Annotated in this window: 22 protein-coding genes; 18 read left to right on the forward strand and 4 right to left on the reverse strand. The window is 68.5% G+C overall.

The window, feature by feature from the left end:
- Positions 1-58: 58 nt before the first annotated feature.
- The gene (locus AC1ECW_RS10305) at positions 59-1,282 is read left to right on the forward strand and encodes a DesA family fatty acid desaturase (RefSeq protein ID WP_409659011.1); all 1,224 of its coding nucleotides are present in this window, start codon (positions 59-61) and stop codon (positions 1,280-1,282) included.
- A 221-nt stretch (positions 1,283-1,503) separates the two neighbouring features.
- On the opposite strand, the gene rpmG is transcribed toward AC1ECW_RS10305, so the two are convergent.
- From rpmG to trxB, 3 genes are all read right to left on the reverse strand, one after another.
- Positions 1,504-1,674 carry a 50S ribosomal protein L33 gene (rpmG, locus tag AC1ECW_RS10310; protein ID WP_104303250.1) on the reverse strand — a complete coding sequence of 57 codons (171 nt, stop codon included), beginning with the start codon at positions 1,672-1,674 and terminating at the stop codon, positions 1,504-1,506.
- Positions 1,675-1,703: 29 nt separating this feature from the next.
- A complete protein-coding gene (rpmB, locus tag AC1ECW_RS10315; RefSeq protein WP_409659014.1) occupies positions 1,704-1,937 on the reverse strand; it encodes a 50S ribosomal protein L28 in 234 nt (77 codons plus the stop codon).
- A gap of 248 nt (positions 1,938-2,185) precedes the next feature.
- On the reverse strand, positions 2,186-3,145 hold the full coding sequence (gene trxB, locus AC1ECW_RS10320; protein ID WP_409707350.1) for a thioredoxin-disulfide reductase: 960 nt from the start codon (positions 3,143-3,145) through the stop codon (positions 2,186-2,188).
- 267 nt (positions 3,146-3,412) lie between these two features.
- On the opposite strand from trxB, the gene AC1ECW_RS10325 reads away from it, so the two are divergent.
- The 3 genes from AC1ECW_RS10325 (at position 3,413) to lolA (ending at position 7,173) form a co-directional block, all read left to right on the forward strand.
- On the forward strand, positions 3,413-4,081 hold the full coding sequence (locus AC1ECW_RS10325; RefSeq protein WP_409659018.1) for a Crp/Fnr family transcriptional regulator: 669 nt from the start codon (positions 3,413-3,415) through the stop codon (positions 4,079-4,081).
- A 234-nt stretch (positions 4,082-4,315) separates the two neighbouring features.
- The gene (locus AC1ECW_RS10330; protein ID WP_481201834.1) at positions 4,316-6,565 is read left to right on the forward strand and encodes a DNA translocase FtsK; all 2,250 of its coding nucleotides are present in this window, start codon (positions 4,316-4,318) and stop codon (positions 6,563-6,565) included.
- Positions 6,562-7,173, forward strand: a complete 612-nt coding sequence (gene lolA / locus AC1ECW_RS10335; RefSeq protein WP_409707347.1) for an outer membrane lipoprotein periplasmic chaperone LolA — start codon at positions 6,562-6,564, stop codon at positions 7,171-7,173. The genes AC1ECW_RS10330 and lolA overlap by 4 nt, the downstream gene beginning before the upstream one ends.
- 16 nt (positions 7,174-7,189) lie before the next feature.
- Here lolA and metG read toward each other — a convergent pair whose 3' ends face one another.
- Positions 7,190-9,253: a methionine--tRNA ligase gene (gene metG / locus AC1ECW_RS10340; protein WP_409707344.1), complete on the reverse strand. Its 2,064-nt coding sequence runs from the start codon at positions 9,251-9,253 to the stop codon at positions 7,190-7,192.
- A 149-nt stretch (positions 9,254-9,402) separates the two neighbouring features.
- Between metG and apbC the strand changes: the two genes are divergently transcribed.
- The 14 genes from apbC to AC1ECW_RS10410 all read left to right on the forward strand — a co-directional run bounded on the left by apbC (position 9,403) and on the right by AC1ECW_RS10410 (position 25,184).
- Positions 9,403-10,494, forward strand: a complete 1,092-nt coding sequence (gene apbC / locus AC1ECW_RS10345) for an iron-sulfur cluster carrier protein ApbC (protein WP_409707342.1) — start codon at positions 9,403-9,405, stop codon at positions 10,492-10,494.
- A gap of 12 nt (positions 10,495-10,506) precedes the next feature.
- Positions 10,507-11,019 (forward strand): DUF3305 domain-containing protein, encoded by a 513-nt coding sequence (locus tag AC1ECW_RS10350; protein WP_481201763.1) that lies wholly within the window; start codon positions 10,507-10,509, stop codon positions 11,017-11,019.
- Positions 11,012-11,644 (forward strand): DUF3306 domain-containing protein, encoded by a 633-nt coding sequence (locus AC1ECW_RS10355; RefSeq protein ID WP_409708953.1) that lies wholly within the window; start codon positions 11,012-11,014, stop codon positions 11,642-11,644. The genes AC1ECW_RS10350 and AC1ECW_RS10355 overlap by 8 nt, the downstream gene beginning before the upstream one ends.
- Entirely contained in the window at positions 11,592-13,688 is a 2,097-nt protein-coding gene (locus tag AC1ECW_RS10360) for a 4Fe-4S binding protein (RefSeq protein ID WP_481201764.1), read from the forward strand. Before AC1ECW_RS10355 ends, AC1ECW_RS10360 begins: the two co-directional genes overlap by 53 nt.
- Entirely contained in the window at positions 13,685-14,308 is a 624-nt protein-coding gene (locus tag AC1ECW_RS10365; protein WP_409708947.1) for a TorD/DmsD family molecular chaperone, read from the forward strand. The genes AC1ECW_RS10360 and AC1ECW_RS10365 overlap by 4 nt, the downstream gene beginning before the upstream one ends.
- Positions 14,309-14,376: 68 nt before the next feature.
- Positions 14,377-15,279, forward strand: coding sequence for a UDP-2,3-diacylglucosamine diphosphatase (locus tag AC1ECW_RS10370; protein ID WP_481201765.1), 903 nt, complete (start codon positions 14,377-14,379; stop codon positions 15,277-15,279).
- Between the two features lie 71 nt (positions 15,280-15,350).
- A complete protein-coding gene (gene ppk1 / locus AC1ECW_RS10375; RefSeq protein ID WP_481201766.1) occupies positions 15,351-17,474 on the forward strand; it encodes a polyphosphate kinase 1 in 2,124 nt (707 codons plus the stop codon).
- A 16-nt stretch (positions 17,475-17,490) separates the two neighbouring features.
- Positions 17,491-17,952: a phosphohistidine phosphatase SixA gene (gene sixA / locus AC1ECW_RS10380; RefSeq protein WP_409708200.1), complete on the forward strand. Its 462-nt coding sequence runs from the start codon at positions 17,491-17,493 to the stop codon at positions 17,950-17,952.
- A gap of 210 nt (positions 17,953-18,162) precedes the next feature.
- Positions 18,163-20,196, forward strand: coding sequence for a TonB-dependent receptor plug domain-containing protein (locus tag AC1ECW_RS10385; RefSeq protein WP_481201767.1), 2,034 nt, complete (start codon positions 18,163-18,165; stop codon positions 20,194-20,196).
- A gap of 21 nt (positions 20,197-20,217) precedes the next feature.
- Positions 20,218-21,474 carry an HmuY family protein gene (locus AC1ECW_RS10390; RefSeq protein WP_409708194.1) on the forward strand — a complete coding sequence of 419 codons (1,257 nt, stop codon included), beginning with the start codon at positions 20,218-20,220 and terminating at the stop codon, positions 21,472-21,474.
- A 21-nt stretch (positions 21,475-21,495) separates the two neighbouring features.
- The gene (locus tag AC1ECW_RS10395) at positions 21,496-22,533 is read left to right on the forward strand and encodes a hemin-degrading factor (protein ID WP_409708191.1); all 1,038 of its coding nucleotides are present in this window, start codon (positions 21,496-21,498) and stop codon (positions 22,531-22,533) included.
- A gap of 1 nt (position 22,534) precedes the next feature.
- Positions 22,535-23,371 (forward strand): heme/hemin ABC transporter substrate-binding protein, encoded by an 837-nt coding sequence (locus AC1ECW_RS10400; RefSeq protein WP_409708188.1) that lies wholly within the window; start codon positions 22,535-22,537, stop codon positions 23,369-23,371.
- Positions 23,368-24,396 (forward strand): FecCD family ABC transporter permease, encoded by a 1,029-nt coding sequence (locus tag AC1ECW_RS10405; RefSeq protein ID WP_409708185.1) that lies wholly within the window; start codon positions 23,368-23,370, stop codon positions 24,394-24,396. The genes AC1ECW_RS10400 and AC1ECW_RS10405 overlap by 4 nt, the downstream gene beginning before the upstream one ends.
- Positions 24,393-25,184: a heme ABC transporter ATP-binding protein gene (locus AC1ECW_RS10410; RefSeq protein WP_481201768.1), complete on the forward strand. Its 792-nt coding sequence runs from the start codon at positions 24,393-24,395 to the stop codon at positions 25,182-25,184. The genes AC1ECW_RS10405 and AC1ECW_RS10410 overlap by 4 nt, the downstream gene beginning before the upstream one ends.
- Positions 25,185-25,194: the final 10 nt, after the last annotated feature.

Here is a 25,194-nt window from a genome sequence, read left to right on the forward strand (position 1 = left end):
CGCCTGCGCCACGAGGGTGGGGCGGCTCGTCGTTTTTGTTGTTGAAAGGATCGGTTCAATGTCCGAAATTCTCGTCGTGTGGGAGAGCCTGGTGGACTGGCTCGCCAACGGAATGTTGCAGGCTGCCTGGTGGCAGATCCTGGCCTTCACGCTGGTGGTCACGCACGTCACCATCGCCTCCGTCACGATCTTCCTGCACCGCTCGCAGGCGCACCGGTCCTTGGACCTGCATCCGATCGCGTCGCACTTCTTCCGCTTCTGGCTGTGGCTCACCACCGGGATGGTGACCAAGGAGTGGGTGGCCATTCATCGCAAGCATCACGCCAAGTGCGAGACCGTGGACGACCCCCACAGCCCGCAAACACATGGCATCGGCAAAGTGCTGCGCGAAGGCTCCGAACTCTACCGGGCCGAGGCCAGGAACCAGGAGACGCTGGCCAAGTATGGCCACAACACGCCTGACGATTGGATCGAGCGCCACCTCTATAGCCGCTACACCTGGCAGGGAGTCGGTCTGATGCTCATCATCGACTTGGCCCTGTTCGGGGCGATCGGTTTGACGGTCTGGGCCGTGCAGATGCTGTGGATCCCGGTCACGGCTGCCGGCATCATCAACGGTCTGGGTCATTGGTGGGGCTACCGCAACTTCGAAGCGCCCGATGCGTCCACCAACATTTCGCCCTGGGGCATCCTCATCGGCGGCGAGGAACTGCACAACAACCACCACACCTATCCGACCTCGGCCAAGCTGTCGGTGAAGGCGTACGAATTCGACATCGGCTGGGTCTACATCCGCGGTCTGCAGATGCTGGGCCTGGCCAAAGTGCGCAAGACCCCGCCCCTGCTCAAGCTGGGTGAAGTCAAGCCGGTGGCCGACGCCAAGACGCTGGAAGCCGTCATTGCGAACCGCTATGAGGTCATGGCCAAATACGCTCGCGAACTGCGTCGGGCCTGCCGCGACGAGCTGCGTGCGCTCAAGCAGGCCGGGGCGAAGAACACCGCGCGCTGGAAGGAGCTGCACTTGGCCAAGCGCTGGCTGCACCGTGACGACGACCGCATTCCCAGCGAACTCAAGCAGCACATTGCCAGGGCCTGCGCACAGTCGCCGGCGCTGGCCAAGCTGGTGGCCATGCGCGAGGAACTGCGCCAGCTTTGGACGCGCACCAATGTCTCGGCCGAGCAGCTCGTGGCCGACCTGCAGGCCTGGTGCAAGAAGGCCGAGGACAGCGGCGTGGCCGCTTTGCAGGAGTTCGCGCTGAAGCTGCGGGCAGCCCGCGCCTGAGACGCAGGCCGACGCTGACCCAACCCAGAGGCGCCCGGCGGGGCGCCTTTTTTCTGCGCAAATCGCGGGGCCCGGGCCGCGACGGTGCCGCGTTGTGGGTGACGTGGTGATTGCGTCGCCGGATGCGAGCCATGAAAAAACCCGCCAGCGTTACCGCAGGCGGGTTTTCTTTTGCCGGTGAACCGGGATGACAGACCTGATGATGCGGCCTGCCCTCGCGTTTACTTCAGCTTGGTTTCCTTGTAGGCGACGTGCTTGCGCGCCTTGGGGTCGAACTTGATGAACTCCAGCTTTTCGGGCGTGGTCTTCTTGTTCTTGGTGGTGGTGTAGAAGTGACCCGTGCCGGCCGTGGATTCCAGCTTGATCTTTTCGCGTCCGCCTTTGGTGGCCATGGTTCGTTCTCCTTAGTGGGGCGGGTGGATCAGAGCTCGCCCTTGGCGCGCAGGTCGGCGACCACCTGGTCGATGCCGACCTTGTCGATCAGGCGCAGCGCGGCATTGCTCACGCGCAGGCGCACCCAGCGGTTCTCGGATTCGAGCCAGAAGCGGCGGTACTGCAGGTTGGGCAGGAAGCGACGCTTCGTTTTGTTGTTGGCGTGGGACACATTGTTGCCCACCATCGGGCCCTTGCCCGTAACTTGACAGACGCGTGCCATGACGCTTCTCCGTTTCAATCTCGGTTCACGACGCGGCAACCAGAGCAGGGGCTGCACAATTCCCTGGTGATTGCCCTTCGACGGCCTGGCCGGCCTGCGAATGCCTCGCAGGCCGCCCGCAAGCGCCCTTCCATCGCTTTCAAGCGACAAAGCAGCATTGCTGACCAAGGCCAATTTCGGCAAAGACCATCATTATAGCCACAAAAGCGCCAAGGGACCAGCCTTCCGGCCGGTCGGCGGGTAGGTGCTCAGCCCGGGTGCTGCTCGAGGAAGCGCTGGGCGTCCAGGGCGGCCATGCAGCCGGTCCCGGCGCTGGTGATGGCCTGACGGTAGACATGGTCTTGCACGTCGCCAGCGGCAAACACGCCCGGCACGCTGGTCATCGTGGCCATGCCGTCCAGGCCGCTGCGGGTGAGGATGTAGCCGTCCTTCATCTCGAGCTGGCCCTTGAAGATGTCGGTGTTGGGTTGGTGGCCGATCGCGATGAAGCAACCCTGCACGGCCAGGTCCTTGGTGCGGCCGTCTTGCACACTCTTCAGACGCACGCCGGTCACGCCGCTGGCGTCGCCCAGCACCTCGTCGAGCGTGTGGAACAGATGCAGTTCGATCTTGCCGGCGGCGACCTTGTCCATCAGCTTGTCCACCAGGATGGCTTCGGCGCGGAACTTATCGCGGCGGTGGATGAGATGCACCTTGCTGGCGATGTTCGACAGGTACAGCGCCTCCTCGACCGCGGTGTTGCCGCCGCCGACCACGCACACCGGCTGCTCGCGGTAGAAGAAGCCGTCGCAGGTGGCGCAGCCGCTCACGCCGCGACCCATGAAGGCCTGTTCCGAAGGCAGGCCCAGGTACTTGGCCGAGGCGCCGGTGGCGATGATCAGCGCATCGCAGGTGTAGGTGCCGCTGTCGCCCGTGAGCGCGAACGGCCGCCGGGACAGGTCCACCGCCTGGATGTGATCGAAGACGATCTCGGCCTTGAAGCGCTCGGCATGCTGCTGGAAGCGTTGCATCAGGTCGGGGCCTTGCACGCCATTCACGTCGGCGGGCCAGTTGTCCACGTCGGTGGTGGTCATGAGCTGGCCGCCCTGGGCCAAGCCGGTGATCAGCAGAGGCTGGAGGTTGGCGCGGGCCGCATAGATGGCGGCGGTGTAGCCGGCCGGGCCGGAGCCCAGAATCAGGACCCGGGCATGCTTGGAGGTGGTGCTCATGACGGTGGTTCTGCGGGGTGGAAGGGTTGGGCGGTGTTCGCGCGCCTTACACCGGCGCGGCTCTCGGTGAAAGTCAGTGCTTCAGTTAGAGTCGCGGTTGTGCGATAACTCACGCTGATCCCGGCGCTCCGCTGCTGTACCAGGTGGGGCCGGCTGGCTTCACTGCAAGGTGGCATTGTAGGAAAGCGCTCGTCCGGATGTGCCGTCGGGGTTTGAGGCGTGGCAATCCAGACTGATGATGACCGATACGAACCAAGGGGGCCCTCCATGGCAATGCTGTCCAACCTCGATCTGATTCGTCGTGTCCCTTTGTTTTCGATGCTCACGCATGCGCAGGCGGAGCAGGTCGCCGAGGGGGTCGTCAAACGGCGTTTCCGTCGTGGCGAGATCATCGTGGAGCAAGGGCGCAAGTCGAATGCGCTGTTCATCTTGCTCACCGGTCGGGCCCGTGTGCTCACGGCCGACTCACGCGGCCGCGAGGTCATCCTGGCCATGCTCCACCCGGGTGATTACGTGGGCGAGATGAGCCTGATCGACAACGAGCCGCATTCGGCCACGGTGCGTGCCGAGGTTCAGACCGACGTGCTGGTGCTCGGCCGGGCCGAGTTTGCGCGCTGCCTGCCGGAGAACTCCAGCCTGTCCTACGCGATCATGCGCGGCCTGGTGGCGCGGCTGCGCGCGGCCGACCGACAGATCGAGTCGCTGGCCCTGCTGGACGTCTACGGCCGCGTGGCGCGCACCCTGCTCGACATGGCCGAGGAGACCGGCGGCACGCTGCTGATCCGCAACAAGGTCTCGCGCCAGGACCTGGCCAAGATCGTGGGCGCCTCGCGCGAGATGGTCAGCCGCGTGATGAAGGACCTGGAGGAGCGCCACTACGTCGAGACCCAGCCCGATGGCTCGGTCATCATCAAGGAGCCGCTGGTCACGGCCTGAGCGTGCCGGCGCGAGCCGCCGAATGTCAGCCCTCGTTGCGGCACCCCGGGGAGCTCTCGGGGTGGCGTTGGATTGATTCACAATCCGCGCATGGCTTTTCCCCTCGGTTCCCTGGGCGGTGACGCCCCAAACGACGCTGCGGCACCGGCCCGGGCCGCGTCCTCGTCCTACAAGCGCGGGGCGCGCCATGCCGCGCCCCCACCGCCCCCCCCTGCACCCCGCTGGCGCGCCCAGATGGGCGTGTTGCTGGGCGGCATGGGCCTGGCCTTGCTGCTGCTGGCCTTGCTCACCCATTCGGCGGGCGACGCGGCCTGGTCCACCTCGGGCGATGGCAGCCCCTTGCGCAACAAGGCGGGTGTCCTGGGCGCCTGGGTCTCGGACCTGCTGTACTACTTCTTTGGCTTTTCGGCCTGGTGGCTGGTGCTCGTGGCCTTGCGCGGCTGGCTGGGGGCGCTGGCGCGCTGGCTGCGCGGCGGCCACGAGGTCCCGGCCGCGGCGTCGTCCGATCCGGCCGGACCCGCCTGGGTGTTCTGGGGGGGGCTGGCCCTGCTGGTGGCGGCCAGCGCGAGCCTGGAATGGACACGGCTCTATGCCCTGGAGCCGCACCTGCCCGGCCATGCCGGCGGTGTCCTGGGCTACGGCCTGGGGACCTTGAGCGTGAAGCTGCTGGGTTTCGTGGGCTCGGGGGTGTTCTGGATTGCGCTGCTGGTGGCGGGCTTCTCGATGGCCTTGCGCTTTTCCTGGCTGCGGGTGGCCGAGCGGCTGGGCGGCTGGATCGACGGCTGGCGATTGCGGCGCGAGGAGGCCCGCGAACGCAAGGAGGACCAGCGCCTGGGCGAGCGCGCCATGCGCGAGCGCGAGGCCGATGTGCAGGTCGAGCGCCAGGTCCTGGTGGAGCATGCCCCGATCCTGATCGAACCCGCAGTGCCTGAACTGCCGAAGTCGGCCCGCGTGGTGAAGGAGCGCCAGAAGCCTCTGTTCAACGAACTGGCCGACACCCGGCTGCCCCAGGTGGATCTGCTCGACGCCGACACCGGCCGGCAGGAGACGGTCACACCCGAAACCCTGGAGATGACCTCGCGCCTGATCGAAAAGAAGTTGAAGGACTTCGGCGTCGAGGTGCGTGTGGTGGTGGCCTCGCCCGGCCCGGTGATCACGCGCTACGAGATCGAGCCGGCCACGGGCGTAAAAGGCGCGCAGATCGTCAATCTGGCCAAGGACTTGGCGCGTTCGCTCAGCCTGGTGAGCATCCGCGTGGTCGAGACCATCCCGGGCAAGAACCTGATGGCCCTCGAATTGCCCAATGCCCGCCGCCAGAGCATCCGACTGGCCGAGATCCTGGGCTCGCAGGCTTACAACGATGCCCACTCGCTGCTCACGCTCGGCCTGGGCAAGGACATCGTCGGCGGCCCGGTGGTGGCCGACCTGGCCAAGATGCCTCACCTGCTGGTGGCCGGCACCACCGGTTCGGGCAAGTCGGTGGGCATCAACGCGATGATCCTGTCGCTGCTGTACAAGGCCGAGGCGCGCGATGTGCGCCTCATCCTCATCGATCCGAAGATGCTGGAGATGGCCATGTACGAGGGCATCCCGCACCTGCTGGCACCGGTGGTGACCGACATGAAGCAGGCGGCCAACGCGCTCAACTGGTGTGTGGGCGAGATGGAGCGCCGCTACAAGGTGATGAGCAAGCTGGGCGTGCGCAACCTGGCGGGCTACAACAAAAAAATCGCCGACGCTGCCGAGCGCGGGGAGAAGATCCCCAATCCCTTCAGCCTCACGCCGGAAGCGCCCGAGCCGTTGGAGCGCATGCCCTACATCGTGGTGGTCATCGACGAGCTGGCCGACCTGATGATGGTGGTGGGCAAGAAGATCGAGGAGCTGATCGCCCGCCTGGCGCAGAAGGCCCGCGCGGCGGGCATCCACCTCATCCTGGCCACACAGCGGCCCAGCGTGGACGTGATCACCGGCCTGATCAAGGCCAACATCCCCACGCGCATTGCCTTCCAGGTCAGCAGCAAGATCGACAGCCGCACCATCCTCGACCAGATGGGCGCCGAGGCCCTGCTGGGCCAGGGCGACATGCTCTACCTGGCGCCGGGCACCGGACTGCCGGTGCGTGTGCACGGGGCCTTCGTCAGTGATGAGGAGGTGCATCGGGTGGTGGAGTACCTCAAGAGCCAAGGCGAGCCCAACTATGTCGAGGGCATCCTGGAAGGCGGGGTGCTCGACGGCGAAGGCGGTGCCGGCGAGGCGGGGGCCGCTGGCGGGGCCGACGGCGAAGCCGACCCGATGTACGACCAGGCGGTGGCCGTGGTGCTCCAGCACCGCCGGGCATCGATCTCTCTGGTTCAAAGACATTTACGCATCGGATACAACCGCGCCGCCCGCCTGCTGGAACAAATGGAGCGCTCGGGCGTCGTATCGAGCATGGCCACCAATGGCAGCCGCGACGTCCTCGTGCCGGCCGCCCGCGACGAATGAAACGACCGATCCTCATGGCGCTGCTGGGCGCCGCATTGGCCGGCCCGGCCTGGGCCGATGCCGTGGGTAGCCTGCGCCAGTTCGTGCAGGAGGTGAAAAGCGCCCGGGCCGCCTTCACGCAGACGGTCAGTTCCCCCGATGGCGCACGCAAGCGCAGCAGCGAGGGCCGCTTCGAGTTCGTGCGGCCCAACCGCTTCCGCTTCGACTACGCGCCGCCGATGGCGCAGCACATCGTGGCCGACGGCCAGAAGGTCTGGCTGCACGACCCCGACCTGAACCAGGTCACGGTGCGTGCGATGGGCGACGCCCTGGGCGCCACGCCGGCGGCGCTGCTGGCCGGTGGCTCGCTCGACAAGGATTTCACCCTCAAGGCGCTGCCCGATCGCGACGGCCTGCAATGGGCCGAGGCGGTGCCCAAGGCGCGCGACAGCTCCTTCCAGGCGGTGCGTGTGGGCTTCAGGGGCAGGGACCTGGCGGCGCTGGAGATCGTCGACAGCTTCGGCCAGGTCTCGGTGCTGTCGATGCGTCAGTTCGAGGCCAACGTGAACCTCGCGCCCGAGCGCTTCCGCTTCACCCCGCCCCCCGGGGCGGATGTGCTGGAACAGTAGCGCTGGCCCGCCGGGTTCACCTCACGCGCATCCCGGGCTGGGCGCCCGGCCAGGGCTCCAGCACGTAGAGACCGGGCTGGGCCTTCTCGTCGGCATGCGAGGCGGCCAGCACCATGCCTTCGCTCACGCCGAACTTCATCTTGCGCGGCGCCAGGTTGGCCACCATCACAGTGAGCTTGCCGACGAGGTCTTCCGGCTTGTAGGCCGACTTGATGCCGCTGAAAACGTTGCGCATGCGGCCTTCGCCCACGTCGAGCGTGAGGCGCAGCAGCTTGTCGGAGCCGTCCACGGGTTCGCAGGCCACGATCTTGGCGATGCGCAGGTCGATCTTGGCGAAGTCCTCGATGCCGATGGTGGGGGCGATCGCCTCCCCGCCGGGGCTGGGCGCCTCGACGACGGGCGGCTCGAACAGGGCGTCGAGCAGCTTGGGGTCGACGCGCTGCATCAGGTGCTGGTAGCTGCCGATCGTGTGGGCGCCGAGCGCGCGATCGGCGTCGGCGAATTGCAGCGGCTCGACCTTCAGGAAGCTCTCGACCTGCGCCGCCAGGGCCGGCAGCACCGGCTTGAGGTAGATGGTGAGCAGGCGGAAGGCCTCGATGCACACGGTGCAGACCTCATGCAGGCGCTCGTCCATGCCGTCTTGCTTGGCCAACTCCCAGGGCTTGTTGTGGTCGACGTATTCATTGACCCGGTCGGCCAGCAGCATGATCTCGCGCAGGGCCTTGCCGAACTCGCGGTCCTCGTACAGGCGGGCCAGCCCGCTGCGGCCGTCACGCAGGGCCTGCAGCAGGGCCTGGCCGTCGGCGCTGATTCCGGTGGTGAGCCGTCCGCCGAAGCGCTTGGCAATGAAGCCTGCCGCACGGCTGGCGATGTTGACGTACTTGCCGATCAGGTCGCTGTTGACCCGCGCCACGAAATCCTCGGGGTTGAAGTCCACGTCCTCGACGCGCGCGTTGAGCTTGGCGGCGATGTAGTAGCGCAGCCACTCGGGGTTCATGCCCAGCGACAAGTATTTCAGCGGGTCGATGCCGGTACCACGGCTCTTGCTCATCTTCTCGCCGCTGACGGTGATGAAGCCGTGCACGAAGACGTTGGTGGGGGTCTTGCGGCCGCTGAAGTGCAGCATGGCCGGCCAGAACAGGGTGTGGAAGTAGGTGATGTCCTTGCCGATGAAGTGGTACTGCTCCACCTTCGGATCGGCGATGAAGTCCTCGAACGAGCGGGTCTCGCCGTACTTGGCCCTGGGGCCCCCACGGTCGAAGTAGCTCTTCAGCGAGGCGAGGTAGCCCACCGGCGCGTCGAGCCACACATAGAAATACTTGCCCGGCGCGTCGGGGATCTCGATGCCGAAATACGGGGCGTCGCGTGAGATGTCCCAGTCCGACAGGCCGCCGTGGCCGTTCTCGTCGGTGGAGAACCATTCCTTGATCTTGTTGGCCACCTCGCTTTGCAGCTTGCCGTCCTGCGTCCATTGCTGCAGGAAGTCGATACAGCGTTGCGAGGAGAGCTGAAAGAAGTGGTGCTCGCTGGTCTTCATCACCGGCGTGGCGCCGGTGAGCGTGGAGTAGGGGTTCTTCAGCTCGGTGGGGGTGTAGACCGCCCCGCAGACCTCGCAGGAGTCGCCGTACTGGTCCTTCGCGCCGCACTTGGGGCATTCGCCCTTGATGTAGCGGTCGGGCAGGAACATGTTCTTCACCGGGTCGTAGAACTGCTCGATCTCGCGCGTGTAGATCAGGCCGTTCCTGCGCAGCGCCCGGTAGATGTCCTGGGCCAGCTCGGTGTTCTCGGGGCTGTCGGTGGAGTGCCAGTGGTCGAAGCTGATGTGAAAGCCCTCGAGGTACTCCTTGCGGCCGGCGGCGATCTCGGCGACGAAGGCCTGGGGCGTCTTGCCGGCCTTCTCGGCGGCGATCATGATCGGTGCGCCATGGGCATCGTCGGCGCCGACGAAGTGCACTTGGTGGCCCTGCATGCGCTGGAAGCGCACCCAGATGTCGGCCTGGATGTACTCCATGATGTGGCCGATGTGGAACTTGCCGTTGGCGTAGGGCAGGGCGGTGGTGACGAAGATCTGGCGTGTCATCGTGGCGTGGCGCCGCGGGTGCGAACGCGACTGGGGGAAAACCCCGGATTCTAGGCCGCCGGGGCGAACAGCGCGCCCCTGCTGCCGCCAGGCCGGCGGCCCCTGCGCTAGACTGGATCAAACCCCACTCATTCACCGTCCGACCTTCCATGGCCCCGACCGAACAAGCGCTGCAAGATGCCCTCAGGACCGTCGTCGACCCCCACACCGGGCGTGACTTCGTCAGCACCAAGTCCTTGAAGAACCTGCGGATCGACGCCGGGGACGTGAGCTTCGACGTGGAATTGGGCTATCCCGCCCGCAGCCTGGCACCGGCCCTGCGCAAGCAGCTCATCGCCGCGGCGCGCACGGTGCCGGGTGTCGAGAACGTCAGCGCCAACATCACCACCCGGGTCATCGCCCACGCGGTGCAGCGCGGCGTGCAGCTTCTGCCCAAGGTGAAGAACATCATTGCGGTGGCCTCGGGCAAGGGCGGCGTGGGCAAGAGCACCACCACCGTCAACCTGGCCTTGGCCCTGGCGGCCGAAGGGGCGAGCGTGGGCATCCTGGATGCCGACATCTACGGCCCCAGCCAGCCGACGATGATGGGCATCCAGGGGCGCCCCGAGAGCCTGGACGGCCAGACGATGGAGCCGCTGGAGAACTACGGCGTCCAGGTGATCTCCATCGGCTTCCTGATCGAGCCCGACAACCCGATGATCTGGCGCGGCCCGATGGCCACCCAGGCGCTGGAGCAACTGCTGCGCCAGACCAACTGGCGCGAGCTTGACTACCTGCTGGTGGACATGCCTCCAGGCACGGGCGACATCCAGCTCACGCTCAGCCAGCGTGTGCCGCTGACTGGTGCGGTGATCGTCACCACGCCGCAGGACATCGCGCTGCTCGATGCCCGCAAGGGCCTGAAGATGTTCGAAAAGGTGGGTGTGCCCATCCTGGGCATCGTCGAGAACATGGCCGTGCATGTGTGCCCGAACTGCGGCCACACCGAGCACATCTTCGGGGCCGATGGCGGCCGCAGGATGGCCGAGCAGTATGGCGTGGACTACCTGGGCGCCTTGCCGCTGAACCTGTCGATCCGCGAGCAGGCCGATGCGGGCCGTCCCACGGTGGTGAGCGAGCCCGACGGGGAGATCGCGCGCCTGTACCTGGAGGTGGCGCGCAAGGTCGCGGTGAGAATCGCCGAGAAGTCCAAGGACTACTCGTCCAAGTTTCCGACGATATCGATCTCGAAGACCACCTGAGCGGGGGAGTGCATGACGCCGTCCGCACCGCAACGCAGTCGCCTGGAGGTGGCCGTGGTGATGGAACGGGAGCGTGCACCCAACGCTTGGGAGGACTGGCGCTTCCGTGTGGTCGAGGTCGTGCCCCAGCAGCCCGGCTTCGGGCAGGCCCCGCGGCTGCTGATCGACGATGGCCGGCGTGCGCGCTGGCTGTACCCGGGCTTGGCGGTCGAGCTGTTCCGCGACGAGGGCGAGGGCTACCACCTGAACCTCAGTTCGGGCCGTCCTGTGTGGTTCGTGATGTGGCGCCTCGAGGCCGACGACCGGACCCGGGCCCGGCCCTCGGCGGTGAGCCTGTCGTACAACGAGGCAGGTCGCTGGCTCGATGCGCAGGAGCGGGTGGACAACGTGCCGCTGCAGGCCGAGGTGGCGGTCTGGCTGCAGGCCTACACCGACGAGCATTACCGGCCCGAACCCAAGAAGCGCCAGCGCCCGGCTTCCTTCCTGGGGCCCGGCCGGCGTGACCCGGGAGCGCACGATGGCTGACGAAGGCTTCCTTGCCCGCTGGTCGCGCCGCAAGGCCCAGGCCGGCCAGGCTCAGCCGGACGCAGGGCCGGTGCAGCCGCTGCTGCCCGATGCCGCGGCGTCCGGGCCGCCAGCGGCCGTGCCGGCCGAAGTCCCTCCACCTGCCGACGATCCCGCCGCGGCACCCGCCTCGCCACCGCCCACGCTGGAGGACGTGCAGCGGCTGGACCCGGGCGCGGACGTCTCGCGCTTCATGGCCCCCGACGTCGACCAGACGGTGCGGCACGCGGCGCTGAAAAAACTCTTCAGCGACCCGCACTTCAACCGGATGGACGGCCTGGACGTCTACATCGAGGACTACACCCAGTTCACCCCGGTGCCGCAGGCGGTGCTGCGCCGCATGGTGCAGGCGCAGGCCCTGGGGCTGTGGCGCGAGGAGCGCACGCCAGTGGAAAGGCCCGAGGCAAAGCCCAATGGCGCCGACGGCGGCAACGTGACACAGTGTCCGGATCCGGCCACGTCGGAGCCCGCCGTCGATGCGGGCCGTGAGCCAGCCCACGATGAAAACCCTGATCTGCAGTTGCAATCGCACGATGCCCCTGGACGAGGCGGCCCTGAACCGGGCGCTGGGCCAGGCGGGCGTTGAGGCCGACCTGTCGGCTCACACCGTGCTGTGCCGGCGCGAGGCCGGAGCCTTCCAGCGGGCGGCCCGCAGCGGCGAGGAGCTGCTCGTGGCCTGCACCCAGGAGAGCCGGCTCTTCCTGGAGCTGAACGAAGCGACCGAGGGCGCCCGGCCGCTGGCCGAACGGCCGATCCGCTTTGTCAACATCCGCGAGACGGCCGGATGGTCCCGCGATGCGACACAGGCCACTCCGAAGCTGGCCGCCCTGATCGCGGCGGCGCAGTTGCCCGACCCGGCCCCGGTGCCCACGGTGAGCTACCGCAGTGCGGGGCGCTGCCTCGTGGTGGGCCCTGCCGAGGCGGCGCAGCGCGCGGCCTTGCTGCTGGCCGATGCGCTGGAGGTGACGGTGCTGGTGGAAGGGCGTGGCGGGGCGCTGCCGCAGCGCCGCGCCCAGGCCGTCCATGCCGGGCGGCTCGTCGGGTTGCGCGGCTGGCTGGGCGCCTTCGAGGCGAGCTGGACCAGCGACAACCCCATCGACCTGGAGCTGTGCACCCGCTGCAACGCCTGCATCGAGGTGTGCCCGGAGGGGGCCATCGACTTCAGCTATCAGGTGGACCTGGACCGCTGCCGTTCCCACCGCGCCTGCGTGCGCGTGTGCGAAGCGGCCGGGGCGATCGACTTCCAGCGCGAGGCCCAGACCGTCTCAGAGACCTTCGATCTCGTGCTCGACCTGGGGGACACTCCCCGCCTGGCGATGCACCAGCCGCCGCAGGGCTATGTGCACGCAGGACGCGACGAGGCGCGTGTGCTGCAGGCCGTGCTCACGCTGAAGGACCGGGTGGGCGAGTTCGAGAAGCCCAGGTTCTTCCAGTACAAGCGCAAGCTGTGCGCCCACAGCCGCAACGAGAAGCTGGGCTGCAACGCCTGCGTGGAGGTCTGCTCGGCTCGCGCCATCCGCTCCGAGATTCACGATGGAGGCGGCATCTTCGTCGAGCCGCACCTGTGCGTGGGCTGCGGGGCCTGCACCACGGTGTGTCCCAGCGGGGCCCTGGCCTATGCCTACCCCGACACGGTGGACCAGGGCCGTCGGCTGCGCACACTGATCTCGACTTACCTGAAGGCCGGCGGCCGCAGCCCGGCCCTGCTGCTGCACAGCGAGGGGGCGGGCGCCCGGCTGGTGGAGGACCTGGGCCGGGCCGCGCGGGTGGACGGGACGCTCCGGGGCGTGCCGGCCCGGGTGCTGCCCGTGGCGGTGTGGCACACCGCCAGCGTGGGGCTGGACCTGTGGCTGGCCGCCTTCGCCTACGGGGCGGCCCATGTCTGGGTGCTGCTGACCGATGAGGAGGCGCCCGAATACCGCGAGGCGCTGGCGGCGCAGGCGGCCCTGGCCAACGCGATACTCAACGGCCTGGGCTTCGACGGCACGCCGGTGGCGCTGATCGAGGCCCGTGATGCGCGCGACCTGGCGGCCCTGGACCAGGCCCTGCGCGTGCCGGCCGCCCGCACGGTGCGGCAGCCGGCGGGCTTTGCCACCCAGGCCGACAAGCGCGTCACGCTGGACCTGGCCCTCGATCACCTGCTGGCCCAGGCGCCGCAGCCGGTGGACGAGATCGCCCTGCCCCGGGCGGGCGCGCCGTTCGGCACCGTGGTGGTGGACACCGACAAGTGCACCCTGTGCCTGAGCTGCGTGGGGGCCTGCCCGGAGGGCGCCCTGGCCGACAACCCCGAGCGGCCCCAGCTCCGCTTCATCGAGAAGCACTGTGTGCAGTGCGGCTTGTGCGAGACCACCTGCCCCGAGCGGGCCATCACGCTGCAGCCGCGCTTGTGGCTGGCCGAGGCGGGCAAGGCGCGCAAGCAGGCCCGGGTGCTGCATGAGGTCGAGCCCTATCGCTGCGTGCGCTGCGGCAAGCCCTTCGGCACGCTCAAGGCGGTGGAATTGATGATCGGCAAGCTGGCCGGCCATGCCGCTTTCCAAGGGGCGGCGCTGGAGCGGCTGCGCATGTGCGGCGACTGCCGTGTGATCGACCTGTACAGCCAGTCCGACGAAGTGAGGATCACCGACCTATGAGCACCACGGCCATCGCCTTTGCGGCACCTGACGACGCCGAGGAGCTGGCGCGTGCCGAGATGTACGGTGTGCTGTCCAGGCTGTACATGGCAGCTCCCGACGAGAGGCTGCTGCGGCAGTTTGCGGTGGCCGTGACCGAGGCGCCGGTCGAGGGCGCCTTCCTGCAGCAGCCCTGGGAGGCGCTGGTGGCCGCGCTGCGCCAGAGCACGCCGGCCGAGGTGGCCGACGAGTACGACGCGCTCTTCCAGGGCGTGGGCAAGCCCGAGGTGTTCCTCTACGGTTCGTACTACCTGGCCGGCTTCCTCAACGAAAAGCCGCTCGTGGCGCTGCGGCAGGACCTGGCGGCTTTGGGCCTGACCCGCGACGAGGCCCGCGGCGAGACCGAGGACCACGTGGCCTATGTGTTCGAGGTGATGCGTTATCTCATCGCCGGCGAGGATGCGGCGGTGTGTAACCTGGAACAGCAAAGACGCTTTTTCCGCACCCATGTGCAACCCTGGGCCGAGGCTCTGTGCGACGCCCTGGCCGCACACCCCCGGGCCCGGGTCTACCGGGCCGTGGCCGAGATGACACGCGCCTTCGTGCAGGTGGAGGCCCAGGGCTTCGACATGATCGAGTAGCGCGTGTTCATCGGAGTGTCACGGCCCTGACGCGGCGGCGTCACGGCGTCACGTCACGATGTGGGTCCATGCGATGGATCCCGCCCACCGAGTTCTTTCAGTCGCACGCAGCCCGTGCGGCCGCGGGCGCGCTTGGCGCCGACGGGGCCGAGTCCGCCGCTTCGGCCGAGGCGGGGCATCGGGACGACGACGTACTGAGGGTGCGCACCGTCTTCATCTCCGACATCCACCTGGGCACGCCGGGCTGCCAGGCCGCGGCGCTGCTGGACTTTCTGCGGGTGGTGGAGTGCGAGACACTCTTCCTGGTGGGCGACATCATCGACGGCTGGCAACTGCGTCGCCACTGGTACTGGCCGCAGGCCCACAATGATGTGGTGCAGAAGCTGCTGCGCAAGGCCCGCAAGGGCACGCGCGTGATCTTCATCCCGGGCAACCACGACGAGTTCGCACGCCGTTACGTGGGGCACAACTTCGGCGGCGTGGACCTGGCCGAGGACTGGGTGCACATGACCGCCGACGGCCGGCGCCTGTGGATCACCCACGGCGATCTTTTCGATGGCGTGATCCAGTGTGCCAAGTGGCTCGCCTACCTGGGCGACTCGCTCTACGAGTTCACGCTCAGGCTCAACCGCCACGTCAACTCGCTGCGCGCGCGTCTGGGGCTGCCGTACTGGTCGCTGTCGAAGTACCTCAAGCTCAAGGTCAAGCGGGCGGTGAGCTATGTCAGCGACTTCGAGGAAGCACTGGCCCGCGAGGCGCGCCGGCGGGGTGTCGACGGGGTCGTGTGCGGGCACATCCACCATGCCGAGCTGCGCGACATCGACGGGGTGCTCTATGCGAACGACGGCGATTGGGTGGAGAGCCTCACGGCCTTGGTGGAACATGCGGATGGGCGCCTGGAGATCCTCGACTGGGCTGCCCGGCAGGGGCGCGGACGGACGCACCCGTCCGGTATTGCGGTGCCGGCCTGAGGGCCGCTGCGGCCGCCATCGGGCGGCCCGTCTGTCGTCGAGCCGTCACGCGCCGGTCATATACTGAATCAATGAATTCGGATTTCGCCCCCGTCCTGTCGATCGAGCGGGTGTCGTCGGGGCCGACGACCGCCGGCATGCCCGCCACCGGCCTGAAGCTGCTCAACCGCGAAAGGGCCATCCTGGAGTTCAACCGCCGCGTGCTGGCCCAGGCCCGGCGACCGGACGTGCCGCTGCTGGAGCGGCTGCGCTACATCTGCATCGTCTCATCGAACCTCGACGAGTTCTTCGAGGTGCGCTTCGGCGACTACCTCGAGGCGGCCCGGCGGCCTGGCGGCGGAGTGTCGGAGCACGACCTGGCCGAGGTGGCCGCGGCCGCACACGAGCTCATCGACCACCAGTATGCGGTGTTCAACCAGGAGGTGATGCCCGCCCTCAAGCGCGAGGGCATCATCATCCTGAACCATGCCGAGCGCAACGAAGCCCAGCGGCGCTGGGTGGACCGCTTCTTCCAGCGCCAGGTGCGCCCGCTGCTGGTGCCCCTGGGGCTGGACCCGGCCCATCCCTTTCCGCAGGTGGCCAACAAGTCGCTGAACTTCATCGTCAAGCTCGGCGGCAAGGACGCCTTCGGGCGCGACAACTCGATCGCCATCGTCAAAGTGCCCCGCGTGCTGCCGCGCGTGATCCGCCTGCCGCAGGAGCTGACCGACGGGCAGCAGGCCTTCGTGCTGCTGTCCAGCGTGATCCGCGCACACCTGGAGGAGCTGTTTCCGGGCCGCAGCGTCGAGGCCTTCTCCCAGTTCCGCGTCACGCGCGACTCCGACCTGGCGGTCGACGAGGAGGACGTGACCAACCTGCGCCAGGCGCTGCGATCTTCGCTCACCACCCGCCACTTCGGTCAGGCCATCCGCCTGGAGGTGGTCAGCACCTGCCCGGCCGAGCTGTCGGGTTTCCTGCTGCGGCAGTTCGGCCTGCCCGAGGCGGCACTGTACCGGGTGGACGGGCCGGTGAACCTCGTCCGGCTCAACCAGCTCATCGACCAGGCCGATGCCTCCCATCTGCGTTTCCCCGCCTTCGAGCCGGCCTGGCCGCGCGATCTGCCGCGGCAGGTGTCGATGTTCGAGCGCCTCAAGCGTGGCGATGTGCTGCTGCATCATCCCTTCGAGTCGTTCGAACCGGTGGTGCAGTTCCTGCGTGAAGCCGTCCATGACCCGGACGTGCTGGCAATCAAGCAGACGATCTACCGCACCGGCAGCGAATCGGTGCTGATGGACCTGCTGATCGAGGCCGCGCGCCGGGGCAAGGAGGTGATGGCGGTGGTCGAGCTCAAGGCCCGCTTCGACGAGGAGGCCAACATCAACTGGGCCGAGCGCCTGGAGGCGGTGGGTGCCCAGGTGGTCTACGGCATCGTGGGTCTGAAGACACACGCCAAGCTGCTGCTGGTCACGCGGCGCGAGGAGGGCGCCCGCGGCCCGGTGCTGCGCCGTTATGCCCATCTGTCCACCGGCAACTACAACCCCAAGACGGCCCGCCTGTACACCGATATCGGCTGCCTCACGGCCGATGCGGAGTTGACGGCCGATGCCGACGTGGTGTTCCAGCAACTGGCCAGCCTCACCCGTGTGCGCACCCCGCGCCATCTGCTGATGGCCCCCTTCAGCCTGCACAAGCAGATGCTGCGCCACATTGAACAGGTGGCCGACGCCGCACGCGCCGGCGCGCCGGCGCGCATCGTGGCCAAGATCAACGCGCTGACCGACGTGCCGCTGATCGAGGCCCTGGTGCAGGCCGCGCAGGCCGGCGCCAGCATCGACCTGATCGTGCGCGGAGCCTGCATCCTGCCGGCTGGGGTGCCGGGGCATACCGAACGCATCCGTGTGCGCTCGGTGGTGGGCCGTTTCCTGGAGCACAGCCGGCTGTTGTATTTCCGTTGGGGGGCCTCGGACGATCAGGAGGTTCTGTACCTGTCCAGCGCCGACTGGATGAGCCGCAACATGTTCCGGCGCATCGAAGTGGCCTGGCCGGTGCGCGACGCCGCGCTACGCCAGCGGCTGATCGACGAGTGCCTGACGCCCTACCTGCTCGACGCCCGCGACGCGTGGACCCAACACCCCGACGGCCACTACGAGCGCGTCGGCATCGACGGGCCCAGTGCCCAGCAGGCGCTGATGCTGCGGTACGCGTCTGCAAGCTGAAAGGGCGGGGCGCGCGATGGATCTGATCCTGTGGCGCCATGCGGAGGCCGCCCTGGCACGCGCCGATCAAGACGACCTGGCGAGGCCCCTCACGCCCAAGGGCGAGCGCCAGGCGGCGCGCATGGCCGAGTGGCTCAATCAGCGTCTGGCCCAGTCCACCCGCATCCTCGTGAGCCCCGCGGTGCGCACCCAGCAGACGGCCCAGGCCCTCGGCCGGCCTTTCCGCACGGTGGCCGCGCTGGCGCCGGGGGCCGAGGTGCAGGCCGTGCTGCGTGCGGCGCGCTGGCCTGACTCCCCTGAGCCGGTGCTCGTCGTCGGCCACCAACCGGTGCTGGGCCTGGTGGCCGCGCAGTTGCTGGCCGGTGTGGAGCAGCCCTGGTCGATCAAGAAGGGGGCGGTGTGGTGGCTGCGCCAGCGCGAGCGCGACGGCAGCCGTGCCGTGGTGCTGCTGGCGGTGCAGTCGGTGGACTGCCTCTGAGCGCCCTGACCGGCCGCGAGGCGCTGCCCGCCCGGCCTCGCGGGTCCCCGCAGGCCCCGGCTCCTCAGGATGGCCCGGCCACTTTTTCGGCGAGGGCCTCGACTGCTCGGTCGGGGCGGTGCATGGGGTGCGAAGCCCTGTTGGCCGCCAGATATTGATTGAGGTAGCGAATGAGAACGATTAGCATTAAAATTTGTGTTCGTTCCGTCGATGCCTCTTCCTGTGTCCTGTCTGTCTCCTTTGCATCACGGCTCCCCGGGGCCGATGCCGGCGCTGGCCCTGTGCCTGGGTTTGGCCCTGGTGCCGGCCGGGCCGAAGGCCCAGCCCCTGGCCGCGGCCCTGGACACCATCGTCGTGACGGGCACACGCACCGAAAGATCTGTCGAAGACACCCCGGTGCGCACCGAGGTGGTGGGGCCTGAGGAGCTGCGCCGCACGCATGCGCGCACCCTGAAGGAGGCACTGGAAAACCTTCCCGGCGTGCAACTGCGGGAGATCCACGGCAAGTCGGGCTATGAGCTGTCGATGCAGGGCCTGGGCAGCGACCAGGTACTGGTGCTCATTGACGGTCTGCCTCTGACGGCCAGCACCGGCTCCACGGTGGATCTCAGCCAGTACCTGCTGACCGATGTGCAGCGCATCGAGGTGGTCAAAGGTGCGGCATCGGCGCAGTATGGCAGCTCGGCCATGGGGGGCGTGGTCAATGTGATCACCCGTGGCATCGCGCCTGGGCGTGGGGGATTCGTGCTGCTCGAAGGCGGCAGCCGGGGCGCGCAAAACCCCTCGGGGCGCCGCTTCGATCTGGCGCAGTCGCATGTGCAGCTGGGCGTGCAAGGTGGCAGCCAGCGCTGGCGGCTGCGCATCGTCGGCGACGTGTTGGACGACCAAGGTTTTGCGCTGGATCCGGCGGCCTGGGCCCGGCAAGGCGACGCCGTGCAGCGCGCCCAGGCGGGGGTACGTCTGGCCTGGCATCCAGTGCGTCAGGGCGAGGTTTGGTTGGATGCCAGCCAATACCGGGAAGACGCGGAAAAACGTTACGACTACTACGTGCCCCCGCGCCTCGTGCCCCAGCGCAAAACCGAAGACGCGCACCGCGATCGCCTGGCCGCAGGGACCCGCTGGCGCTGGGACGCAGGCTGGAGTCTGGACCTTCGCGGGGTGCACGAGCGCTATCAGGCTGACACCTTCTCATACTCCAACGCCGAGCAGACCGGGCGACGTCGGGCCGAGCTGGACTTGAGCCATCTCAGTGCTCAACTCGACGCACCGCCGCTGGGCCGCCAGCTCTGGCAGTTCGGCATCGACGTGCACCGGGAAGGCTTGTCCCAAACGAACAACGGCCAATCGGAGGTGGTGCTCGACGGCCGCGTGGCCAGGCGCAGTCACGAATTGTTCGTGCAGAACGACATCGCGTTGGACGAGCGCTGGGAGTTGCTGCTGGGGGTGCGTTGGCAAGACGACTCCGATTTTGGCGGACACACGGCACCCAAGCTGAGCGTGCGCCGCCGCATCGGCGGGCAGGCCGATTGGCGCGGCAGCCTGCGCGCCAGCCTGGGTCAGGGCTACCGCGTGCCCAATTTGAAGGAGCGCTACTACTTGTTCGACCACAGCGCCCTGGGCTACCGGGTGATCGGCAACCCCGACCTGCGCCCGGAGTCCTCCACCAGCGCCCAGCTCGGCGCCAGCGTGCAGATCGGCACCGGGCTGTCGTTGGAGGCGAACCTCTTTCACAACCGGGTGCGCGATCTCATTCAAACCGATCTGGCACGCGCCGTCGTGATCGATGGTGTGGCGCACTACACCTACCGAAATGTGGCGCGAGCCCGCACCCAGGGGCTGGAGACCGGCGTGCAATGGCAGGCCTGGCCCTCGCTGCGCTTGCAGGGCGCCTACACCTACACCGACACCCGTGACCTCGACAGTGGCAGCGAGCTCACGCGCCGGCCCCGTCACATCGCGCGTCTGGGAGCGGACTGGGCCGTCAGCGAGCGGAACGAATGGTCTGTGCGTGTGCGTCATCAAAGCGACGAGCTGGCCGATAGCGCCAGCGGTGCGCGCTCGCCGGCCTGGACCACCGTGGACCTGCGCTTGAACCACGTGTGGCGAGCCGGCTGGACGCTATTTGCCGGCGTGGACAACGTGTTCGACACCCAGCGTGACTTCATGCAGGCCCAGGACTTCAGTCCGGCGTCGGGCCGCTTCATTTACTTGGGCCTGCGCCTGAGCCTCGGTCCCCAATCCTGAATCGCACAAGGAGAACCCTCCATGTCAAATGCCGTCGTCCGTCTGTTGCCGATCCTCTGCGCCACCGTATGGCTCGCCGCCTGCGGCGGGGGCGGTGGCGAGGATTCCGCTGATTCCGACACCTCGCCGACCCCGGTTTCGGCGTTCACACAGCAGGCCACGTGGACTGTCGCGCTGCCGGCCGCCGGCAGCTCGGTGTGCTACGACTTCAATGCGCGCGCCGAAGTGAGCGGCTGCAGCGGCACGGCCTGGGATCTCAAGCTGACGGTGGGCTCGCGCGGCAGCGTCAGCTTGTGGACCAACAGCGGCACCAGCGGCACCGGCGCCGGCGGGGCTTTCGGCGGCCCCTTCGATCACACCTGGTCGGCCCTGCAGACCTACACCGACGCCACCACGCTGCCGGCCACGGTGTTTCGCGCCGATGGGGCCAGCGGGGTGTTCTCGGGCAGCAACAGCATCCAGTCGGCTGCTTTCGAGTATGGCGTGGGCGGGGCCAACGACCATCGCCTCTACCCCAACTTCCGTGTCTTCCTGATCACGACGAACGCTGCTTCGGCCGATGCCGTGGGCACAGAGACCTCGCCCGTCTTTGCGTTGCAGATCACCGGCTACTACGGCGGCACCGGCGGCACCACCTCGGGCTACCCGTCGTTTCGCTGGGTGGACCGGCGTGCGCCGACCACGGTGCGAGAGGCCACGGTCGATGCCCGCGCAGGCTGGGTGTATTTCGACCTCGTCCAAGGCGCGGTCAGCAGCGAAGCCGGCACGTGGCACATCGCGTTCAACCGCTACAACGTCAAGCTCAACGGCGGCAGCTCCGGCAGCGGCACGGTCGCTGGTTTCGTGGGGCGCACGCCGGCGGGCTTTTACGATGCCAATGGGGCGCCCGTCGCTGCGAAGTTCCAGTCTGCCACCTTGGCGGACGACACCCTGCCGGATTTGCAAGCCAGCGACCTGAGTGCGCCGGCCAGCGCCAGCGCCTGGGTGCGCGACGCCCTGGCCTCGGCCTTGAACCCGGCCTCCCGCGGCAGCTATCCCAATGCCTTGGATTACGGCTGGTACGTCTACCACCCCACGGCCGCTTCGGCGCAGGCGGCCGGCTTGCCCGCGGTGGCACATCTGCTACAGGCCCAGCCTGAACGAGGCAGCCTGCTGCGCGGCGGTGAGGGCAACACTTTCGCTCGCATGCGCTTGCGCTCGATCGCGTATGCGGACCCGAACAACGCCAGCAGCGCTCAGACCTGGACCTTCGATTTCGAAGTCCAGCCCGCGCGTTGAGATCGAGCCGGGAGTCGTCCGATGAATGCCCAGATCCGCATGATCGACCTGCGCGCCCGTCACGACCGGCTGGTGGCCGAACAGCCGCGCCTGCGCATGCGCGAGCGCGCTGCGCGGCTCCAGGCCAGCGAGGCCGAGCTGGTGGCCGCCGACTGCGGCGTCACCTCCTACGAGCTGGACGCCCCACCCCGGGACATCGTCCGCGCGCTGCCCGCACTGGGCCCTGTGATGGCGCTCAGCCGCAACGACTGGTGTGTGCACGAGCGCCATGGTTGCTATGAGGATGTCCGCGTCGATGGCGCCGTGGGCCTGGTGCTGGGCCCGGACATCGACCTGCGGCTCTTCTTCGAGCACTGGGTGCATGCCTATGCGGTGATCGAGAACGAGCGCCACAGTTTGCAGTTCTTCGATGCCGCCGGCGTGGCGGTGCACAAGGTCTATCGCACCGAGGCGACCGACATGCAGGCCTGGGACGCCCTGGTCGCCCGGCATGCTCTGGAGGATAAACGTCCGGTGCAGCCCGAGCCGGTGGTGCAGGCCGAGGAGGCCGATGCCCCCGAGGACGCGGCCGCCCTGCGGGCCCATTGGCTGGGATTGCAGGACACGCACGAGTTCTTCCCGATGCTGCGTCGGTTCAAGGTCTCGCGTCTGGGGGCCTTGCGCGCCGCCGGCGCCGATCTGGCGCAGCCGGTGGAGCCCGAGGCCGTCGAGCGCATGTTGCATGCGGTGGCGGCTGGGGCGTTGCCCATCATGTGCTTCGTCAGCAACCGCGGCATCGTGCAGATCCACACTGGTGTGGTGCACCGGCTGTTGCGCACCGGTCCCTGGTTCAACGTCCTCGACGAGCGCTTCAACCTGCACCTGGACACCACGGCGATCGCCTCGTGCTGGGTGGTGAACAAGCCCACCAGCGACGGCTGGGTCACCTCGCTGGAGGCCTACGCCGCTGACGGTGGGCTGATCGTGCAGTTCTTCGGCGCCCGCAAGCCGGGCCAGCCGGAGCAGCCGGCCTGGCGCCGGCTGCTCGCCGATCTGTGCACCCAACCGCTGGCGGCCTGAGATGCACCGTCCCGCATCTTGGCGCCGCCGGTGGCTGCTCGTGCTGATGATGGCCGGGGGCCCAGCGGTGGCTGTCCGGCCGGCCCGGGTGGTGAGCCTGGGCGGCGTGGTCACCGAGATCGTCCATGCCTTGGGGGCGGATGCGCTGCTGGTGGGCGTGGACCAGTCCAGCCAGTACCCGCCGTCGATGCGGGCCTTGCCCCAGGTGGGCTATTACCGCAACTTCTCGGTGGAGGGGGTGGCGAGCCTGAGGCCCGACCTGGTGCTGGCCTCCGAGCACGCTGGGCCGCCGGCCGCACTGGAACAGCTGCGCCGCCTGGGCCTGAGGCTGGTGGTGCTGCCGGTGGGGCCGACGCTGGAGGCGCTCGAGGCGCGTATCCAGGGGGTGGCCCAGGCGCTGGGGCAGGAGGAACGGGGGCGCGCGCTGGCAGCCGATATCGGCCGGCAGGTGCGTGCGCTGGCGCCGCTGCCGGTAAGGCCGCGCGTGCTGCTGCTGAGCAGCCACACCGGGCGCCTGCAGGCGGCCGGGCGCGACACGGCGGCCGACGCCCTGCTGACCCTGGCCGGCGCCACCAACGTGTTCCATGCGCATACCAGCTTCAAGCCGGTGTCGGCCGAGATCGTCGCGGCCTTGCAGCCCGAGATCATCGTCACCACCGAGTCCTCGGTGGCTGCCGCGGGTAACCTGGAACGCTTTGCCGCTCAGCCGGGCATCGCCGGCACCCCGGCGGCGAGGCAGCGCCGCATCGTCGTGATGGACGACCTTTTGCTGCTGGGCTTCGGGCCGCGGTTGCCACAGGCGCTGCAGCGGCTGCGTGCCGGTATGGAGGGGCGATGAGCCCGGTGGCCGACACGCGGGTACAGCCCCGGTCTTACCGGCCGGCGCCGGCGCGATGGCTGGCCATGGGCTTGCTGCTGGTGGGCGCTGTGGCACTGCTGTCGGCTGCCCTCGGGGCGGTGAGTGTGCCGCTCGCGCGGCTCGGGCCGGCGCTGTGGTCTGCTCCGGTCGATGCGGACGAGGCCCTGTGGCGTCAGGTGGTGATCGAGGTGCGTCTGCCGCGCATCGTGCTGGGCCTGCTCGCCGGGGCCGCGCTGGCCGTCTGCGGGGCGGCGATGCAGGCTTTGTTCCGCAACCCGCTGGCCGAGCCCGGCCTGGTGGGCATCTCGCTGGGCGGTGCGGCCGGTGCGGTGGTGGCCATCGTGCTCGGGGCGCAGACCCTGCCGGCGGTCGCGCTACCGGCCTTCCTTGGCAGTTTGCTGGCCACCCTGGCGGCCTACCGTCTGGGGGGGCGGCACGAAGGGGTGGCCCATCTGCTGCTGGCCGGGGTGGCCATCAATGCGATCTGCGCCAGTCTGATCGGCCTGTTCACCTTCCAGGCCAGCGACGTGCAGTTGCGCAACCTCACCTTCTGGAACCTGGGCAGCCTGGCCGGTGCCCACTGGACGCTGCTGGCCTGGCTCGTGCCCTGGGTGGTGGGTTTGTCGGCCTGGCTGATGCGCGACTGGCGGGCGATGAACGCCTTGCTGCTGGGCGAGCGCGAGGCGCGCCACCTAGGCCACGCACCCGAGCGGCTGAGGCGCCGCATCGTGCTGTGCTCGGCCCTGCTCGTGGGGCCGCTGGTGGCCGTGACCGGCACCATCGCCTTCGTTGGGCTGGTGGTGCCCCACCTGGTGCGCCTGGCCGTGGGCGCCGACCATCGCTGGCTGCTGCCGCTGTGTTGTGTCTTCGGTGCCATGGCCTTGCTGCTGGCCGATACCGTGGCGCGCGTGGCGGTCATCCCGGCCGAACTGCCGATCGGCATCGTCACGAGCCTGGTGGGCGGCCCTTTCCTACTGTGGCTGCTGACGCGAGGCCGGTCGTGACGCTGCGGGCGTGCAACCTGCACTTGCAGCGTCAGGATCGTGTAGTCCTGCGCGGGGTGGACCTGGACCTGCACGGCGGGGAGGTGCTGGGCGTGCTCGGGGCCAACGGTGCCGGCAAGTCCTCGCTGCTGGCTGCGCTGGCCGGCGAGCTGCCTGCCCGGGCCGGCACGCTGACGCTGGACGATCGTCCCTTGGGTCTGTGGGACGTGCAGGCGCTGGCACGGCGCCGCGCCGTGCTGCCACAGTCGCCGTCGCTGGGCTTCGATCTGGAGGTGGACACTGTCGTCGGCATGGGCGGCTACCCCCATCTCATGCTCAGCCCGCAGGCCCTGCGGGAGTGCTGCGAACGGGCGATGCATGAGGCCGATGTGGCGGGGCTGTCGGGGCGGCGCTACCTCAGCCTGTCCGGCGGCGAGCAGCAGCGTGTGCAGTTCGCGCGTTGCCTCGTGCAGGTGCTGGCCGGCCGTGGGCCCGGCGAATACCGTGCCTTGCTGCTGGACGAACCCACCGCCAGCCTCGATCCCCGCCATCAGGTCGGGCTCATGCACACGGTGCGGCGGCTGGCCCGGCAGGAGGGGCTGGCGGTGATGCTGGTGCTGCACGACGTCAACCTCGCCGCCCAGGCCTGCGACCGGTTGCTGCTGTTGTCCGGCGGGCGAGCCGTGGCACAGGGTCCGGTGGACGAGGTGCTTCGCCCGGCCGCGCTGGAGGCGGTGTACGGCCTGCCGGCCAAGGTGATCGAACACCCGCACAGGGCGGGACGGCGGCTGGTGCTGTTCGAGTCCTGAGCAAACGATG

It is taken from the genome of Caldimonas hydrothermalis (assembly GCF_056746695.1).

Excerpts from the sequence above, each read along its gene's own strand:
- AC1ECW_RS10350 (WP_481201763.1), top strand. The coding sequence starts at position 10,507 with ATGACGCCGTCCGCACCGCAACGCAGTCGCCTGGAGGTGGCCGTGGTG.
- AC1ECW_RS10305 (WP_409659011.1), top strand. The coding sequence starts at position 59 with ATGTCCGAAATTCTCGTCGTGTGGGAGAGCCTGGTGGACTGGCTCGCC.
- AC1ECW_RS10385 (WP_481201767.1), top strand. The coding sequence starts at position 18,163 with ATGCCTCTTCCTGTGTCCTGTCTGTCTCCTTTGCATCACGGCTCCCCG.
- AC1ECW_RS10395 (WP_409708191.1), top strand. The coding sequence starts at position 21,496 with ATGAATGCCCAGATCCGCATGATCGACCTGCGCGCCCGTCACGACCGG.
- AC1ECW_RS10360 (WP_481201764.1), top strand. The coding sequence starts at position 11,592 with ATGCCCCTGGACGAGGCGGCCCTGAACCGGGCGCTGGGCCAGGCGGGC.
- AC1ECW_RS10400 (WP_409708188.1), top strand. The coding sequence starts at position 22,535 with ATGCACCGTCCCGCATCTTGGCGCCGCCGGTGGCTGCTCGTGCTGATG.
- lolA (WP_409707347.1), top strand. The coding sequence starts at position 6,562 with ATGAAACGACCGATCCTCATGGCGCTGCTGGGCGCCGCATTGGCCGGC.
- ppk1 (WP_481201766.1), top strand. The coding sequence starts at position 15,351 with ATGAATTCGGATTTCGCCCCCGTCCTGTCGATCGAGCGGGTGTCGTCG.
- apbC (WP_409707342.1), top strand. The coding sequence starts at position 9,403 with ATGGCCCCGACCGAACAAGCGCTGCAAGATGCCCTCAGGACCGTCGTC.
- AC1ECW_RS10330 (WP_481201834.1), top strand. The coding sequence starts at position 4,316 with ATGGGCGTGTTGCTGGGCGGCATGGGCCTGGCCTTGCTGCTGCTGGCC.
- AC1ECW_RS10365 (WP_409708947.1), top strand. The coding sequence starts at position 13,685 with ATGAGCACCACGGCCATCGCCTTTGCGGCACCTGACGACGCCGAGGAG.
- rpmB (WP_409659014.1), bottom strand. The coding sequence starts at position 1,937 with ATGGCACGCGTCTGTCAAGTTACGGGCAAGGGCCCGATGGTGGGCAAC.
- AC1ECW_RS10390 (WP_409708194.1), top strand. The coding sequence starts at position 20,218 with ATGTCAAATGCCGTCGTCCGTCTGTTGCCGATCCTCTGCGCCACCGTA.
- AC1ECW_RS10405 (WP_409708185.1), top strand. The coding sequence starts at position 23,368 with ATGAGCCCGGTGGCCGACACGCGGGTACAGCCCCGGTCTTACCGGCCG.
- metG (WP_409707344.1), bottom strand. The coding sequence starts at position 9,253 with ATGACACGCCAGATCTTCGTCACCACCGCCCTGCCCTACGCCAACGGC.
- rpmG (WP_104303250.1), bottom strand. The coding sequence starts at position 1,674 with ATGGCCACCAAAGGCGGACGCGAAAAGATCAAGCTGGAATCCACGGCC.
- trxB (WP_409707350.1), bottom strand. The coding sequence starts at position 3,145 with ATGAGCACCACCTCCAAGCATGCCCGGGTCCTGATTCTGGGCTCCGGC.
- AC1ECW_RS10355 (WP_409708953.1), top strand. The coding sequence starts at position 11,012 with ATGGCTGACGAAGGCTTCCTTGCCCGCTGGTCGCGCCGCAAGGCCCAG.
- AC1ECW_RS10325 (WP_409659018.1), top strand. The coding sequence starts at position 3,413 with ATGGCAATGCTGTCCAACCTCGATCTGATTCGTCGTGTCCCTTTGTTT.
- AC1ECW_RS10370 (WP_481201765.1), top strand. The coding sequence starts at position 14,377 with ATGCGATGGATCCCGCCCACCGAGTTCTTTCAGTCGCACGCAGCCCGT.
- sixA (WP_409708200.1), top strand. The coding sequence starts at position 17,491 with ATGGATCTGATCCTGTGGCGCCATGCGGAGGCCGCCCTGGCACGCGCC.